General features: G+C 68.0%; 14 protein-coding genes. 8 read left to right on the top strand and 6 right to left on the bottom strand.

All coding sequences use genetic code 11. From position 1 onward, the window contains the following. The first annotated feature begins 15 nt into the window (after nt 1-15). The 3 genes from L1787_RS24285 (at nt 16) to L1787_RS24275 (ending at nt 4,416) form a co-directional block, all read left to right on the top strand. Nucleotides 16-2,484 carry an ATP-binding cassette domain-containing protein gene (locus L1787_RS24285; RefSeq protein WP_235711684.1) on the top strand — a complete coding sequence of 823 codons (2,469 nt, stop codon included), beginning with the start codon at nt 16-18 and terminating at the stop codon, nt 2,482-2,484. Continuing rightward, on the top strand, nt 2,481-3,452 hold the full coding sequence (locus L1787_RS24280; protein WP_235711683.1) for an ABC transporter permease: 972 nt from the start codon (nt 2,481-2,483) through the stop codon (nt 3,450-3,452). Before L1787_RS24285 ends, L1787_RS24280 begins: the two co-directional genes overlap by 4 nt. 151 nt (nt 3,453-3,603) lie before the next feature. Beyond that, on the top strand, nt 3,604-4,416 hold the full coding sequence (locus L1787_RS24275) for an EAL domain-containing protein (RefSeq protein WP_235711682.1): 813 nt from the start codon (nt 3,604-3,606) through the stop codon (nt 4,414-4,416). 8 nt (nt 4,417-4,424) lie between these two features. Here the strand turns inward: L1787_RS24275 and L1787_RS24270 are convergent, their stop codons facing one another. Further along, nucleotides 4,425-4,760, bottom strand: a complete 336-nt coding sequence (locus tag L1787_RS24270) for a hypothetical protein (RefSeq protein ID WP_235711681.1) — start codon at nt 4,758-4,760, stop codon at nt 4,425-4,427. A 221-nt stretch (nt 4,761-4,981) separates the two neighbouring features. On the opposite strand from L1787_RS24270, the gene L1787_RS24265 reads away from it, so the two are divergent. Genes L1787_RS24265 through L1787_RS24255 form a run of 3 tightly spaced genes read left to right on the top strand, consistent with a single transcriptional unit; the run spans nt 4,982 to nt 7,961 of the window. Then, entirely contained in the window at nt 4,982-6,793 is a 1,812-nt protein-coding gene (locus L1787_RS24265) for an ATP-binding cassette domain-containing protein (protein WP_235711680.1), read from the top strand. Further along, nucleotides 6,790-7,596 (top strand): TrmH family RNA methyltransferase, encoded by an 807-nt coding sequence (locus L1787_RS26175; protein ID WP_235711679.1) that lies wholly within the window; start codon nt 6,790-6,792, stop codon nt 7,594-7,596. The genes L1787_RS24265 and L1787_RS26175 overlap by 4 nt, the downstream gene beginning before the upstream one ends. Beyond that, nucleotides 7,593-7,961: an SH3 domain-containing protein gene (locus L1787_RS24255; protein ID WP_235711678.1), complete on the top strand. Its 369-nt coding sequence runs from the start codon at nt 7,593-7,595 to the stop codon at nt 7,959-7,961. The genes L1787_RS26175 and L1787_RS24255 overlap by 4 nt, the downstream gene beginning before the upstream one ends. Before the next feature lie 6 nt (nt 7,962-7,967). Here the strand turns inward: L1787_RS24255 and L1787_RS24250 are convergent, their stop codons facing one another. The 5 genes from L1787_RS24250 to def all read right to left on the bottom strand — a co-directional run bounded on the left by L1787_RS24250 (nt 7,968) and on the right by def (nt 11,744). Continuing rightward, nucleotides 7,968-8,513, bottom strand: coding sequence for an adenine phosphoribosyltransferase (locus tag L1787_RS24250; protein WP_235711677.1), 546 nt, complete (start codon nt 8,511-8,513; stop codon nt 7,968-7,970). A 3-nt stretch (nt 8,514-8,516) separates the two neighbouring features. Continuing rightward, a complete protein-coding gene (locus tag L1787_RS24245; RefSeq protein WP_235711676.1) occupies nt 8,517-9,389 on the bottom strand; it encodes an S-methyl-5'-thioadenosine phosphorylase in 873 nt (290 codons plus the stop codon). Continuing rightward, nucleotides 9,389-10,132, bottom strand: coding sequence for a tRNA pseudouridine(38-40) synthase TruA (gene truA, locus L1787_RS24240; protein WP_235711675.1), 744 nt, complete (start codon nt 10,130-10,132; stop codon nt 9,389-9,391). The genes L1787_RS24245 and truA overlap by 1 nt, the downstream gene beginning before the upstream one ends. After that, nucleotides 10,133-11,065 carry a methionyl-tRNA formyltransferase gene (gene fmt / locus L1787_RS24235; RefSeq protein ID WP_235711948.1) on the bottom strand — a complete coding sequence of 311 codons (933 nt, stop codon included), beginning with the start codon at nt 11,063-11,065 and terminating at the stop codon, nt 10,133-10,135. 160 nt (nt 11,066-11,225) lie between these two features. After that, on the bottom strand, nt 11,226-11,744 hold the full coding sequence (gene def, locus L1787_RS24230) for a peptide deformylase (RefSeq protein ID WP_235711674.1): 519 nt from the start codon (nt 11,742-11,744) through the stop codon (nt 11,226-11,228). Nucleotides 11,745-11,939: 195 nt separating this feature from the next. Between def and L1787_RS24225 the strand changes: the two genes are divergently transcribed. Continuing rightward, complete coding sequence (locus L1787_RS24225; protein ID WP_235711673.1) at nt 11,940-12,881, top strand: 2-hydroxyacid dehydrogenase; 942 nt, start codon at nt 11,940-11,942, stop codon at nt 12,879-12,881. Between the two features lie 168 nt (nt 12,882-13,049). After that, nucleotides 13,050-14,309 (top strand): hypothetical protein, encoded by a 1,260-nt coding sequence (locus L1787_RS24220; protein ID WP_235711672.1) that lies wholly within the window; start codon nt 13,050-13,052, stop codon nt 14,307-14,309. Nucleotides 14,310-14,361 lie beyond the last annotated feature (52 nt).

Raw genomic sequence — 14,361 nt, 5'->3', positions numbered from 1 at the left:
GCGCTCGACGCCGCCATGGGTGAAGTCCTCAACATGTCGCGGCAGGCCGAACCGGCCGCCGCGCAATCGCCAAAGCCCGCCGTCGTCTCGCTGAGCGATGCGCGGGTGACCTATGGGCCGACGGTCGCCGTCGACGGGCTCTCCCTCGTCATCCGGCCGGGTGAGGTGATCGGTCTCGTCGGCGCGAACGGCGCCGGCAAGTCGACGCTGATGCGCGTCCTGTGCGGCGCGGCGACGCCGGAGACGGGAACGCTGTCGGTCGCCGACGCGCCCGTCGACTTCGACCGATACGGGCCGAGCGAGGCGCACGTGAGGGGCGTGCGCATCGTGTGGCAGGAGCTGTCGCTCTGCGCCAATCTCACCGTGGCGGAGAATATGTTCGTCGAGCGGCCCGATGTCGGCGCGAGCGCCCTCGGCTGGCGCCGGCCCTTCCGCCGCCTCGCGCGCGAAAGCCTCGATGCGGTGTTTCCAGGCGCCGAGATCGGCGTCGACCGCGCGGTCGGCGATTTGCCGATCGGGCAGCGCCAGATGGTCGAGATCGCCCGCGCCGCGACGGCCCCCGGCCTCTCTCTCCTCATCCTCGACGAGCCGACCTCCTCGCTCGATGCCGTGCGCAGCCGTCAGCTCCGCGACTTCGTGCGCGCCCGCTCCGCCGAAGGGCTCGCGGTCATCTTCATCAGCCACAAGCTCGGCGAGGTTCTCGATATCGCAAGCCGCGTCTTCGTGATGCGCAACGGACGCGCGGTGATGGACGCGCCGGCCGTGGAGGTGACGCCGACCCGTCTCGTCGAAGCGATGGGCGGCAAGGACGCGGTGTCGGCGACGGCCCGCCCGCCGGCAACGCGCGGCGAAGCGCTCGCTCATATCGGCGGCGCCCTCACCGCCCCGCTCGGCGGCGACATCACGCTCCATGCCGGCGAGATCGTCGGCGTCGCCGGCCTCGAGGGGGACGGGCAGAAGCCGCTTCTCGAACGCCTTTTCAGAGCCCGCGCCCATGACCGGGACGTCACCCGGAACGCCCGCGTCGCCTACGTATCAGGCGACCGGGCGCGGGAAGGCGTCTTCCCGCTCTGGCCGGTCTCGGCCAACATCGCGATCGGACGGATCGCCGAGCGCGCCCCGCTCTCCCGCGTGTCGGCCCGCAAAGAGCGGCAGGCGGCCGAACCCTTCGCCGAACGGCTCGACCTCGACCGGAGCCGCTTTTCCTCCAACATCCTGGAGCTGTCTGGCGGCAATCAGCAAAAGGCGCTCGCCGCACGCGCGCTCGCCAGCGAAGCCGACATCCTCATCCTCGAAGACCCCACACGGGGCGTCGATATCGGCACCAAGCGCGCCTTCTACGAGGTCGCGCGCGAGGCGGCGCGGCGCGGCAAGCTCGTCATCTGGCATTCGACGGAGGATGCGGAGTTCGCCGAATGCGACCGCGTTCTCGTCATGGCGGCGGGCCGCATCACCGCCGAGCTCACGGGTGAGGAGATCAGCGAGGAACGCGTCCTCGCCACCGCCTTCGCCGGGCGGGAGGCGGCGGGCGACGCGGCCGGCGCCCAGCGCGGGAATCTCAGCCTCGCCCTCGCACGGCTCGCGCTGCGCAATGCGGCGCTCGTCGGTCTCGTCATCGTCTGCGCCGCACTCGTGTGGCTCAACCCGATGGTGGCGAGCGCCTTCGGCATCGAGCTTCTTCTCGGTCCGGCCGTCGCCCTCACGCTGATCGCCTTCGCGCAGATGTTCATCGTCGGCGGGAGCGAGATCGATCTCGGCGTCGGCGCGTTCGCGAGCCTCGTCAATGTCCTCTCCGCGACGCTCCTCGTCTCCTCGCCCGTTCTCGGCGTCGGCGCGCTCCTCGCGGGACTCGCCGGGTATGGGTTGATGGCGGGGATAATTCGCCTGCGCGCCGTGCCGGCGATCGTCGTCACGCTCGGCGCCTCGTTCGTGTGGTACGGGCTCGGCTATTCGCTCCAGCCCTCGCCCGGCGGCGCGGCGCCTGAATGGCTCCGCGCGATCACCCAATGGTCGATCACCGGAGTGCCGACGCCCCTCGTCCTCATTCTCGTCTTCACGCTGATCGCGAGCCTCCTCCACCGCTCGCGGCTCGGAACGGTGCTGCGCGGGTTCGGCTCGAGCCCGCTCGCGCTCGAACGCTCCGGCTGGTCGCCGCTGCGTTACAGCATCATCCGCTATGTGATCGCCGGCGCCTTCGCCGGCGCGGGCGGCCTCGTCATCACCGCGATGAACGGGGCAAGCGACATCAATGCCGGCTCCGGCTACACGCTCCTCGCGGTCGCCGCGGTCGTCCTCGGCGGGTGCCGGCTTCTGGGCGGGTTCATCTCGCCGGTCGGGGTCGCGGCGGGCGCGGTGACGCTGTCCCTCATCGGCGCCCTTCTCGGCGCGCTCGGCGTTTCGACCGACTTCAACGCGGCCGTCCAGGGCCTTCTCATGATCAGCGTTCTCGGCCTGCGTGCCCTCGTCGAACGGGAGGACACATGAACCGTATCCTGTCCTTGCCGAAGCGCCACCGCTGGATCTGGGCGGCGCTCGGCGTTCTCGTCCTCTGGGTCGCGCTGTCGATCGCGACGGAGCGGTTCAGCCTCCATTCGATCAGCGGCGTCGCGCGCTCGGCCTCTTTCCTCGCCCTCGTCGCGCTCGGCCAGATGTTCGTGATCGCCACCGGACGCGGTAATATCGACCTTTCGGTCGCCGGGATCGTGACGCTCAGCGCCTTCGTCACCGTGACGCTCGCCGATGGCTCGAACCTCCATTTGCCGATCGCGCTCGGCGCGGCGCTCCTCACCGGCCTCGTGGTCGGCCTCATCAACGCGTTCATGGTGGTTCGCCTCAAGATCGCGGCGATGATCGCGACCCTCGCGATGGGCTATATCCTCGCCACTGCGACGCTGATGGTGAACCGCCAGGTACGCGGCTTCGAGACGGCACCGGCGCTCGAATGGCTCGCCTCGGGCCGGATCGGCGACCTGCCGGTGATCGCGCTCGTCGCAATCCTCGCCGCCGCGCTCGCCGCCTTTCTTCTCAACGCCACCGCCTATGGCCAATCCCTCTCCGCGACGGGCCAGAATATCCGCGCCGCCGAACTCGCCGGCGTTCGCACCGGCCGCACGGTCACGATCTCGTTCGTGATCTCCGGCGTCTCGGCAGCGTTCGCCGGGGCGCTCCTCTCGGCCAATGTCGGCGGCGCCTTTCTCGACATGGGAACGCCTTATCTTCTCCAGTCGGTCGGCGCGGTGGTGCTCGGCGGCTCACTGATCTTCGGCGGGTTCTCGACCGCGCTCGGCACGCTGTTCGGCGCACTCCTCCTCGTCCTCATCGTCACCACGATGCAGATTTGGGGGTTGCCCGCCGGCGCGCAGGACGTCGTCCAGGGGATCGTCATCATCGCCGTCCTCGCCTTTGCCGGCGGGATCGGCGCCAAGCGACGCAGCGCCCCGCGTCGAACTTAACGTCGGCAAGAGCGAAATCGGCCGCATTCATTGCACAAATATGATGCTCGCCCCGAGAGCGGCGATAAAAGTCGGAACGAAGCGGCCACTTTGAGACTTATACGAAGGATACAAACATGTTTGGAAATTCATAGTTCAACCGAGATAGGTCATGACCTACACGAACGATCTCAGTGTCGGCGAAAGGCGCGCGCTAGGATTCGGGTTCGGATTTGCATTTCAACCCATCGTCGATCTACGGAACCGATCCATTTTCGCCTACGAGGCCCTCGTGCGGGGCTTGGACGGGGAGCCGGCGCACACCATCCTTTCCCGGCTCGTCCCCCACAATCGGCGCGACTTCGACCAGGCGACCCGTGCCAAGGCCATCGCTCTTGCCAGTCGTCTATTCCGCGACAGTGACACGCGCCTGTCGATCAATGTCGACCCGAACTCGATCGGGTCCCCCGCTGAGAGCCTCGTGTCCACGTTCGCCGCGGCCCAAACGCATGGCTTCCCGATCCACCGGCTCATCTTCGAAATCACCGAGCACGAGAAGATCGACAATCTCGACCGACTTCGCAGCATCATCGATCATTATCGCCGGCTCGGATTCACGAGCGCCGTCGACGATTTCGGCGCTGGCTTTTCAGGCCTCAGCACGCTCGTGGCCTTCGTGCCGGATCTCATCAAGCTCGACCGCGAACTGGTCCGCGATATCGACACCTCGCCCCAGCGCCAAGCCATCCTCTCCGGCATCATGATGATCGCGAAGGCGTTGCGAGTCCGCGTCGTCGGAGAAGGCGTCGAGACGGCCGACGAGCTCGCCTATCTCATCGGTGCCGGCGTCGATCTCGTGCAAGGCTACTATATCGCCCGGCCGAGATTCGGCGCGTTGCCGCATGTCGACTTTTGCGCCCTCCCGATGGCCATAAAAATGCCGCGACCCAAGCCAGTGGTGGCTGCGAGCCACGCCATCAATTGACGGCGCGGTCAGGCCGCGATCGCGAACGGCGTGCCCTCGGCATCCTGCGCTCCGAGGCCGTCTTTCCGCTCCCGCCAGCCGCGTTCCGGCGCGGTGAGCCATGCGCGCGCGGCCGCCGACAGGGTCGAGAACGTGTCGCGCGTGAGGCCGGCGATGAACATTTTGTCCGCCTCGCCGAGGCCCGGACGGATGACGGCGCCGACCTGATCGGCGTCGCGCGCCGTGTCGACCAGCCAGAACTCCACCCCGACGCGATAAACGTCGCTGAAACGCTGACGCAGCATCATGTCGATCGCAGCGCCGTTCTTGTTCTTCGGTGAGATGAACACCCCGTGGATCGCCATATCGTCGCTCCTCTTCGCTATCCCGGATGGTGAAGAGGCATGGTTAACAACACGATAAAGACAAAGGCGATCGATCACTTTTCCGCCTCGCAAATGACACCATCGGCGCGCGTGCCATGGCGTTCCGGGATCGCGCGGGCATCGGGCACACGTTCCGGCATGGTGAATTTCTTCGCCGAGGGGTGATTCCCCGCCGCCGGAAAGCGCGCTATGCGGTGGGCATGGCAAGGCCCCCACTTCTCACTCTGCAAGACATCGCCCTCACCTTCGGCGGCACGCCCCTCCTTGAGGATGCGTCGCTGCAAGTCGGAGCGGGCGAGCGGATCGCGCTCGTCGGCCGCAACGGCTCGGGCAAGTCGACGCTTCTCAAGATCGCGGCGGGCATCGTCGCGCCCGATTCGGGCCGGCGCTTCATGCAGCCCGGCGCGACCGTGCGCTATCTCGCCCAGGAGCCGGACCTGTCGGCCTACGCCTCGATCGAAGCCTTCGTGCAGACCGGCCTCGGCCCCGGCGACGATCCGCACGCCGGCCGCATCATCCTCGAAGGCCTCGGCCTCGACCCCGACGCGCCGACCACCAAGCTCTCCGGCGGTGAGACACGCCGCGCCGCCCTCGCGCACGCTCTCGCCCCCGATCCCGACGTTCTCCTCCTCGACGAGCCGACCAACCATCTCGACATCGCGGCGATCGCCTGGCTTGAAAATCTCCTCGAGGAACGGCGCAAGGCGCTCGTCCTCATCAGCCACGATCGGCGCTTTCTCGAAACGCTGTCGACCGCCGTCGTCTGGCTCGACCGCGGGCACACCCAGCGCATGGAGCGCGGCTTCGCCGAGTTCGAGGATTGGCGCGACGGCATCATCGCCGCCGAGGAGGAAGAGCGGCGCCGGCTCGACAAGAAGATCGAGCAGGAACAGGAATGGCTGCGCTATGGCGTGACGGCGCGGCGCAAGCGCAATATGGGGCGCCTGCGCAATCTCCAGGCCCTGCGCCAGGAGCGGCGAGACCAGCGCAAGCAGACCGGCCTCGCCGACATGCAGATCGGCGCGGCCGAGCGGTCCGGCAAGCGGCTCATCATCGCCGAGGGGCTCGAAAAGGCGTTCGGCGGCAAGCCGATCGTCAAGGATCTTTCGCTCACCGTGATGCGGGGCGACCGGATCGGCTTCGTCGGCCCCAACGGTGTCGGCAAGACGACGCTCATCAACATCCTTCTCGGCCGCCTTCAGCCGGACGCGGGGACGGTGCGCTTCGGCGTCGACCTCAAGCCCATCCTCCTCGACCAGCGGCGCGAGGGGCTCGATCCCACCATGTCGCTGCGCAAGGCGATCAGCCCGTCGGGCAGCGACCAGATCACGGTCGGCCAGACGACGAAGCACGTCGCGGGCTATCTCAAGGATTTCCTGTTCACGCCCGAGCAGTTCAACACTCCCGTCGGCGCACTGTCCGGCGGCGAGCGGGCGCGGGTGCTCCTCGGCCGCGCGTTCGCGATGGAATCGAACATCCTCGTTCTCGACGAGCCGACCAACGATCTCGACCTCGAAACGCTGGACCTCCTCGCCGAGGTGATCGCCGACTATGACGGCACCGTCCTCCTCGTCAGCCACGATCGCGACTTTCTGGATCGCACCGTGACGACGACCCTCGTCGCGGAAGGCGGCGGCAAATGGAGCGAATATCCGGGCGGCTATAGCGATATGCTCGACCAGCGCGGTGCCGCGCCGACCGAGCCCGTCGGCAACGAAAAGCGCGAGAAGGCACCGAAAAAGGACGCCGCGCCACGCCCGGCACAGCAAAAGAAGGTGAAACTCTCCTTCCGTGAGAAGCACGATCTCGAAACGCTTCCCGCCAAAATCGAAGCCCTCGAGAAGGAGATCGCCGAGATGTCGGAGCGTCTCGCCGATCCGAACCTCTACGCCAAGGATCCGAAGCGGTTCGATGCGCTGACGACGGCGATCACCGAGAAGCAGACCGAGCGCGAGGCGGCGGAGGAACGCTGGTTGGAGCTTGAGATGAAGCGCGAGGAGCTCGCGGGGTGAGGCTTCCGCCTGCCCCGCCGATCCGCATCACCGACCACGACGCGCCGGAGATCGCGGTCTTTCGCGAGGTGCGCGAGCGCGATCTCGTCGGCCGCGAGGGCATCTTCATCGCCGAGGGGCTTTCGGTGCTGAACGTCCTCCTCCGCTCGGCGCTCACCGTCCGCTCGATCCTCGTGGAGGAGAGCCGCGCCGCCCGCCTGCCGGTGCTGGAAGAACGCGGGGCGACACCGCTTTATGTCGCGCCACAAGCGGTTCTCGACGCGATCGCCGGCTTCCACCTCCATCGCGGCATTCTCGCCGCGGCGGATGTTCCGGCGTCGGCCGACCTCGCGCTGTTGCCGGAAACGGGGCCGGTCCGCCTTCCCGTCCTCGTCACGCTCTCGAACCACGACAATGTCGGCGGGATCTACCGCAACGCGGCCGCCTTCGGCGCGGCGGCGGTGGCGATCGACCCCCATACCGCCGATCCCTTCTATCGCAAGGCGATCCGTGTCGGCGTCGGCGCGCCGCTCATCGTCCCGACGATCCGCGCGGCCAGCACGAGGGCGCTCCTCGCCGACCTCGCGGCGCGAAACGTCACCCCCTACGCCCTCACGCCGCGGGGGACGAAGATCCTCGGCGAAACGCCGCTCGCGCCGCGTGCCGCCTTTCTCCTCGGCACCGAAGGGGACGGCTTGCCGGATGAGTTGATCGCGCTCGCCGAGCCGCTCGCGGTCCGCATCGCGCCGGGCTTCGACAGCCTCAATGTCGCGGCGACGAGCGCGCTCGCGCTTCACACCCACATGCTGGAGCACGGCCTATGAACCGCGCCGCATTCGTGATCGCGATCGCAATCCTTCTCCCCACCGCGCCGCTGCCGGCGACGGCGCGCGTGTTCGTGGTCGACACGATCGTCGACGTCTTCGAGGTGGCGGATGGCGAGACCGTCGCGATCCGCGACGCGCCGGCGGCCGACGGGGCGATCCTCGGCACGCTTCCGCACGACGCGCGCCACGTGCCCGTCGACCGATGCGATATCAGCCCCGAGATCGACGCGGCCGACTGGTGCCGCGTGCGGTATAATGGCGTCCTGGGCTGGGTGAATGCCGACCAGATCGCGCCGTCGATCTATGTCGAAGACGACACGGCGGCCCGAGAGGCGACGCCCGGTGAGGCGACGCCCGACTGAGGCGTCTCAGTCGCCCTCGAAGGACAGCACACTGAAGACGTCGACGCCCTTGTCGCGCAGCCCCTTCGCGCCGCCGAGATCGGGAAGATCGATCGCGAACGCGGCGGCGGGCACGGTGCCGCCGGCCCGCTCGATCAGCTTGACCGCCGCCATCGCCGTCCCCCCCGTCGCGATCAGGTCGTCGACGAGGAGGACGCGCGAGCCGGCCGGAACGGCGTCGACATGGATCTCGACCTCGTCGACCCCGTATTCGAGGGAATATTCCTCGCGGTAGACCTCCGCCGGCAGCTTGCCGCGTTTGCGCACCGCGACGAAGCCCTTGCCGAGCTCCACCGCGATCGCGCCGCCGAGGATGAAGCCGCGCGCGTCGATCCCTGCGACCATGTCGATGCCGCGCTCGCGAAACGCGCCGGCCATCGCCTCGACCGTGCGGCGGAAGCCGCTGGCGTTGCAGAACAGCGTCGTCACATCGCGAAAGATGATGCCCTTGCGGGGATAGTCCGGGATCGCCCGCACATATTGGGCGAGATCGTTTCGGACGAGATCGTTCATCGATCAGCTCCGCGACAGGACGCGGCCGGCGACCGCATCGAGTTTGGCAATGAGGGCGGGATCGCGCTTGTCGGGCGCGGTGATGATGGCGAATTCGAGCGCCGTGTCGGACCCGCGCGAGCACGGCTCACGCGTTGCCGGCATCCCTTCGGCGAGCGTCGCGACGAGATTGCGGGCCGCCTCGCCATTGGCGCTCATCGTCTCGATGATCTGCGAGATGTCGACCTCGCCATGGTCGGGGTGCCAGGAATCGAAATCCGTCACCATCGCGACCGTCGCATAGGAGATCTCGGCCTCGCGCGCGAGTTTGGCCTCGGGCATGTTGGTCATCCCGATCACATCGGCGCCCCATGCGCGGTAGAGATGCGATTCGGCGAGGGAGGAGAATTGCGGCCCCTCCATCGCGAGGTAGGTGCCGCCGCGGCGGTGCGGCAGACCCATCACCTTCGCCACCGCCTCGATCCGATCGCCGAGATCGCGGCTCACCGGATGCGCCATCGACACGTGCGCGACACAGCCGGGGCCGAAAAAGGTCTTATCCCGCGCAAAGGTCCGATCGATGAACTGATCGACGATGACGAACGTTCCGGGCGGCAGATCCTCGCGCAGCGAGCCGCAGGCCGACAGCGACACGAGGTCGGTGACGCCCGCCCGCTTCATGATGTCGATATTGGCGCGATAGTTGATGTTGGTCGGGTCGACCCGGTGGCCCCGCCCGTGCCGCGGCAGGAACACGATCCGCGTCGGCCCCAGCGTGCCACGCAGCACCTGGTCGGACGGCTCGCCCCACGGGCTTTCGATGGTCTCCCATTCACCGCGCAGGCCGGGCAATTCGTAGAGCCCGGAGCCACCGATGATCCCCAACGTCACGTCCATCAACCGTCCTCGTAGTCCACTTGCGTCAAAATCAGTCCCGTCGCCGGTGCGACCGGTCCGCAGGCCGGACGCGAACGCGCCACGAGGGCGGCGGTCATATCGTCCGCCGTCCAGCGACCGAGCCCCACCTCCACCAAAGAGCCCACCATGGACCGAACCTGATTGTGAAGGAAAGATCGGGCGGAGGCTTCGATCGTCACAATCTCGCCGATCCGGCGCACGTCGAGCCGGTCAAGCGTGCGCACCGGGCTCAGCGCCTGACACTGAGAGGCGCGGAAGGTCGTGAAGTCGTGCTTGCCGAGAAGGCGTTTCGCGGCCTCGTCCATCGCCTCGTGGTCGAGCGGGACGGCGACCTGCCAGGCGATCGTGTCGAGCGCCAGCGGCGGCCGGCGGTTCACGATACGGTAGAGATAGTGCCGCTTGCGGGCCGAGTGACGCGCGTCGAACTCGGGCCCGACCGGGCTTGCCGAGAGGATCGCGACGGGTTCGGGCCGCATGTGCGCGTTCATCGCGTCGCGCACCGTGTCGGCCTTCCAATCGCGCTCGAAGTCGAGATGCGCCACCTGGCCGCTCGCGTGGACACCCGTATCGGTCCGCCCCGCGCCATAAACGCGCGTCGGGGCCCCGCACAGCCGCTCCGCCGCGTCCTCCAGCGCTTCTTGCACCGAACGGCCGTTCGTCTGCCGCTGCCAGCCCACGAAGGGGCGGCCGTCATATTCGATGACGAGCTTATAGCGCTGCAATCAGGCCGCCTCGAACCGGTCGCCGGCGCCGATCCGCGCGCCGCGCACAAAGGCGTCGGCCTCGACGGGACCCTTGCCGGCCCGCTGGACGCGCAGAAGCCGCACCGCGCCGGTCCCGCACGCCACGGTGAGCGCCTCATCGAGGATCGTGCCGGGGGCGGCCTCCCCCTCGCGCGGCACCACGACGGCCTGAAGCACCTTGAGGCGCTCCATTTTGCCGCCGATCGACAGTTCGGCATAAGCACCCGGCATCGGGTTGAGGCCATGAATGTGGTTGCGCACCGCCTCGGCGCTCGCCGTGAAGTCGATCCGTGCCTCGGCCTTGTCGATCTTTTTGGCGTAGGTGACCCCCGCCTCGGGCTGCGCCTGAAGGTCGAGCGCGCCGCGTTCGAGACCGCCGAGTGCGCGCACCATGAGATCGGCGCCGAGACGCGAGAGGCGATCGGTCAGCGTGCCGGCCGTCTCGTCCGCCGTGATCGGGGTGCGCTCCACCATCGCGACGGGGCCGGTATCGAGACCCGCCTCCATCTTCATGACGGCGACGCCCGTCTCGGCGTCACCCGCCATGATGGCGCGGGCGATCGGCGCGGCGCCGCGCCAGCGCGGGAGCAGCGAGGCGTGGAGATTGAAGCAACCGAGCTCCGGTGCGTCGAGAACGTCCTGCGGCAGGAGAAGCCCGTAGGCCACCACCACCGCGACGTCGGCCTCGAGCGCGGCGATCTCGTCGGCGCGTCCCTTCAGCGAGGTCGGATGGAAGACCGGAAGGCCGAGCGCCTCGGCCGCCTCGTGCACGGCGGACTTCTTGTCCCCCATGCCGCGACCGGCGGGCCGCGGCGGCTGGGTGTAGACGGCCACCACCTCGTGCGCCTGGCCGACGATCTCCATCAGCGTCGGCACGGCGAAGGGCGGCGTCCCCATGAAGACGACGCGCATCATTGCGCGTCACCGCGAAAAACGGGTCTCGGCGAGCGGGCCACGTGGCGTATCCTCTGGCGGTTCGGTTCGGCGACGGAGCGGGAGCAACGGCCCGCACAGGGACGTCGTCTAGCGCATCATCGTCGTCGTTTGAACCGGGGCCGCGATGCGAAGCGCCTTAGACGGTCGCCTGACGGGCCTGCTTGGTGAAGCGCTTCGTCACCCGCTCACGCTTCAGGCGGGACAGATAGTCGATGAAGAGGACGCCGTTGAGGTGGTCGATCTCGTGCTGGAGAACGACGGCGAGAAGCCCGTCGGCCTCCACCTCCCGCCGATTCCCGTCGAGATCGAGATAGGCGACGGTGACGCACGCGGGACGGATCACGTCCTCAGTATAGTCCGGGATCGACAGGCAGCCCTCTTCCCAGACTTTCGTCTCCTCAGACGCGGCGATCACCTCGGGATTGACGAGGACCATCGGGCGCGGCTCCTCCTCATCCTCCGTCACCGGATCGACGACGATGATCCGCTCGCCGACCCCGATCTGGGGCGCGGCGAGGCCGACGCCGGGGGCGTCGTACATCGTCTCGAGCATGTCCTTGGCGAGCGTTTTGACACGCTCGTCGATCGTGGCGATGGGCACCGCCACCTTGCGCAAGATCGGTTCGGGAAGAATGAGAATGGGACGTGTCGCCATAGGAAGCGAAATATGATCTGCGCGGGGTCCGGTCAACGCCGATCATCGCCGCGTCGACGCTCCGATGCTGCGCCGCGGCACCATCACCACGAAAATACAACAATAAGGGGCGCGCAAGGCCCCTCGCAGCGCCTTCCCTCTCGGGGATCGGCGCTTTAGGTTCGCCCGTGAATCATGAAATTTGGTGGAGCATCGATGGCGGCCCTTATCGCGACGCAGGCCCGGAGCGTGGACAAGTGGTCCACGAAATTCCGCGCTGCAGCACCCGAGCGGACCTTTCACATTTTCGGCGAAGACGCGTTCGATCCCGCCGATATCCGCTATGTCATCGCTTGGAATCCGCCGGGTGAGGCGTTCGCCGGGCTGCCGAACCTCGAAGTGGTGTTCAATCTCGGCGCCGGTGTCGACGGCATCCTGAAGAGCCCCTCCCTTCCCGATGTTCCGGTCGTGCGCCTCGTCGAGGACGACATGACCGAGCGGATGGCCGAATGGGTGACGCTCCAGGTCCTCCTCCATCACCGCCAGACCCTGCAATATCTGGAGCAGCAGCGCCGCGGCGAATGGCGCGAACGCCCTCAGCCGATCGCCAGCGATGTGCGCGTCGGGATGATGGGCTATGGCGTTCTCGCCCAGCACGCGGCGAAAATCCTGTCTTCACTCGGCTTTTCGATCCACGCCTGGTCGCGCTCGGACAAGGCGGCCGACGTGCCGCTTTACGCCGGCAAGGACAATCTCGCCGCCTTTCTCGGCGTCACCGACATTCTCGTCGCCCTCATCCCGCTGACGGCGGAGACCACCGGCATCCTCGACGCCGAGTTGATCGCCGGTCTCGCGCAGGACGGGGCGCTCGGCGGGCCGATCCTCGTCAATGCCGGCCGCGGCGGGCTGCAGACGGAGGCCGACATCCTCGCCGCGCTGAAAGACGGCACGCTGAAGGGCGCGAGCCTCGACGTCTTCAACACCGAACCGCTGCCGAAGGACGACCCGATCTGGTCCGCGCCGAACCTCGTCATCACGCCGCATGTCGCGGCGATCAGCGAGGTGAACGCGACGGCGGCCTACGTTCTCGGACAGATCGAAGCGTTCGAGCGGGGCGAAGCGCTTCGCAATGTCGTGGAGCGCGGCCGCGGCTATTGAGCCGCGGCGCTCGAATCCCCAGCCTAAAGGGGGTAATCTCGATGGGTTCAGCGCTCGCTCATCTTTGCCGATTAGATTCGATCGAGATGACGCGATGCGCGTCCGCGTCGATAGGGCGGTGTTGGGTGAGGCGCGTCGCCTCCCCCGCCGCCGAGTTCGGAGGATCCCATGAAGCGCGTTGCGCTGATCGTCGCAGCCAGCCTTTGCGCCGGCACGGGCTACGCCCAGAGCTATCAGAGCGCCCTTCCCGTCAGTCCGGCCGAACGCCGGGCCATCGAGGCCCGGCTGTCCACCATTCTCGACTATGCCGCTCCGAACGAAATCAGCCGCTTTTCGCTGCCCACCGGACGGCAGGTGATGGTGCGGACCTACCGGCCCGTCGTGCGCCAAGGCGGCCAGCCCTGTCGAGGCTATCGCATCGATGTCGCCGGCTCGCGCGGCTCCACGGCGGTCGACGGGTATCGCTGCCGCCGGGGCAACGGTCAGGCCTGGGTGATCGTCGAACCGGAAATCGTCCTCGCCCAAGGCGAACCGCTCGACCTTCGCGGCCTCGGCAACAACAACAATAACCAGCGTCCGCCCAACGCCGTGGCGACGCCTGATGGCGGCTATATCCAGGTCGACCCGCAGCCGACGACGCGCGAATATACCGACCAGCCACTCTATGCCGACGAGCCGGAACAAGGCCCCGAGGCGTCCGGCCCACCGCCGATCCCCCGCCCCGCCCCGCGCAGCGACATCGCGTCCGGTGCCCCGTCGGCACCGACCGGCACTTCGCCGTCTGGCACTTCACCGTCCGACACGACGCGCGGCGAGAATGTCGCAGACGGCGTGACCGGCACCACGATCGGCGCCCTCCCTTCGGAACAAGAACGGGAGCCGGCCCCGACGGCGAACAGCGAGCCCGCGCCGACCGAATCGCGACCGGCCAACCTCGACGGGGTGCGCCGCGTGCTCGCCGTCGGCGAACAGCCGGCCGAAGACAGCACCACGCCGCCGGCCCCCGCCGAACGCACGGTGCCGCCGACGCCGGGCGTGACGCTCGTCGATCCGTCCACGGCCGCGGCGGAGGCCGACGAGGCGGAGGACGACGTCACCACGCTGACCCCCTCGACGCCGCCGGCCTCGCCGTCGCAAAGCGAAACCGCGCGTGTCGTCGGCGAACGCGAGGATGATGCCGAGGACGCCTTCGCCGGCAACGACACCATCGTCAACGCGCTCCGCGATCTCGATTATCTCGCCTCGAGCGAGACGACCAACGAAGCGACGGTGCAGGCGGCGGTCGACGATTTCGCACGTGACGAGCGCTTCGCGCTGCCGATCTCGTCCGATGCGCTGATCGCGCGCCTCAACGATGCGCTCGACCGCTCCGAGACGCTGCCCACCTGCGACGGTTCGGGCAACGGCCTGTGCGTGACGCCGGACTGATCGTCCGGCGCAAACAAAAGCCCGCACTCACCGAGCGCGGGCGATCTTTCCC

Origin of the sequence: Acuticoccus kalidii, assembly GCF_021556395.1 — a bacterium.
GTDB classification, from domain to species: Bacteria; Pseudomonadota; Alphaproteobacteria; order Rhizobiales; family Amorphaceae; genus Acuticoccus; species Acuticoccus kalidii.
Note: the sequence above shows the minus strand (reverse complement) of the source record. Positions and strands in the feature narration are given on the sequence as shown.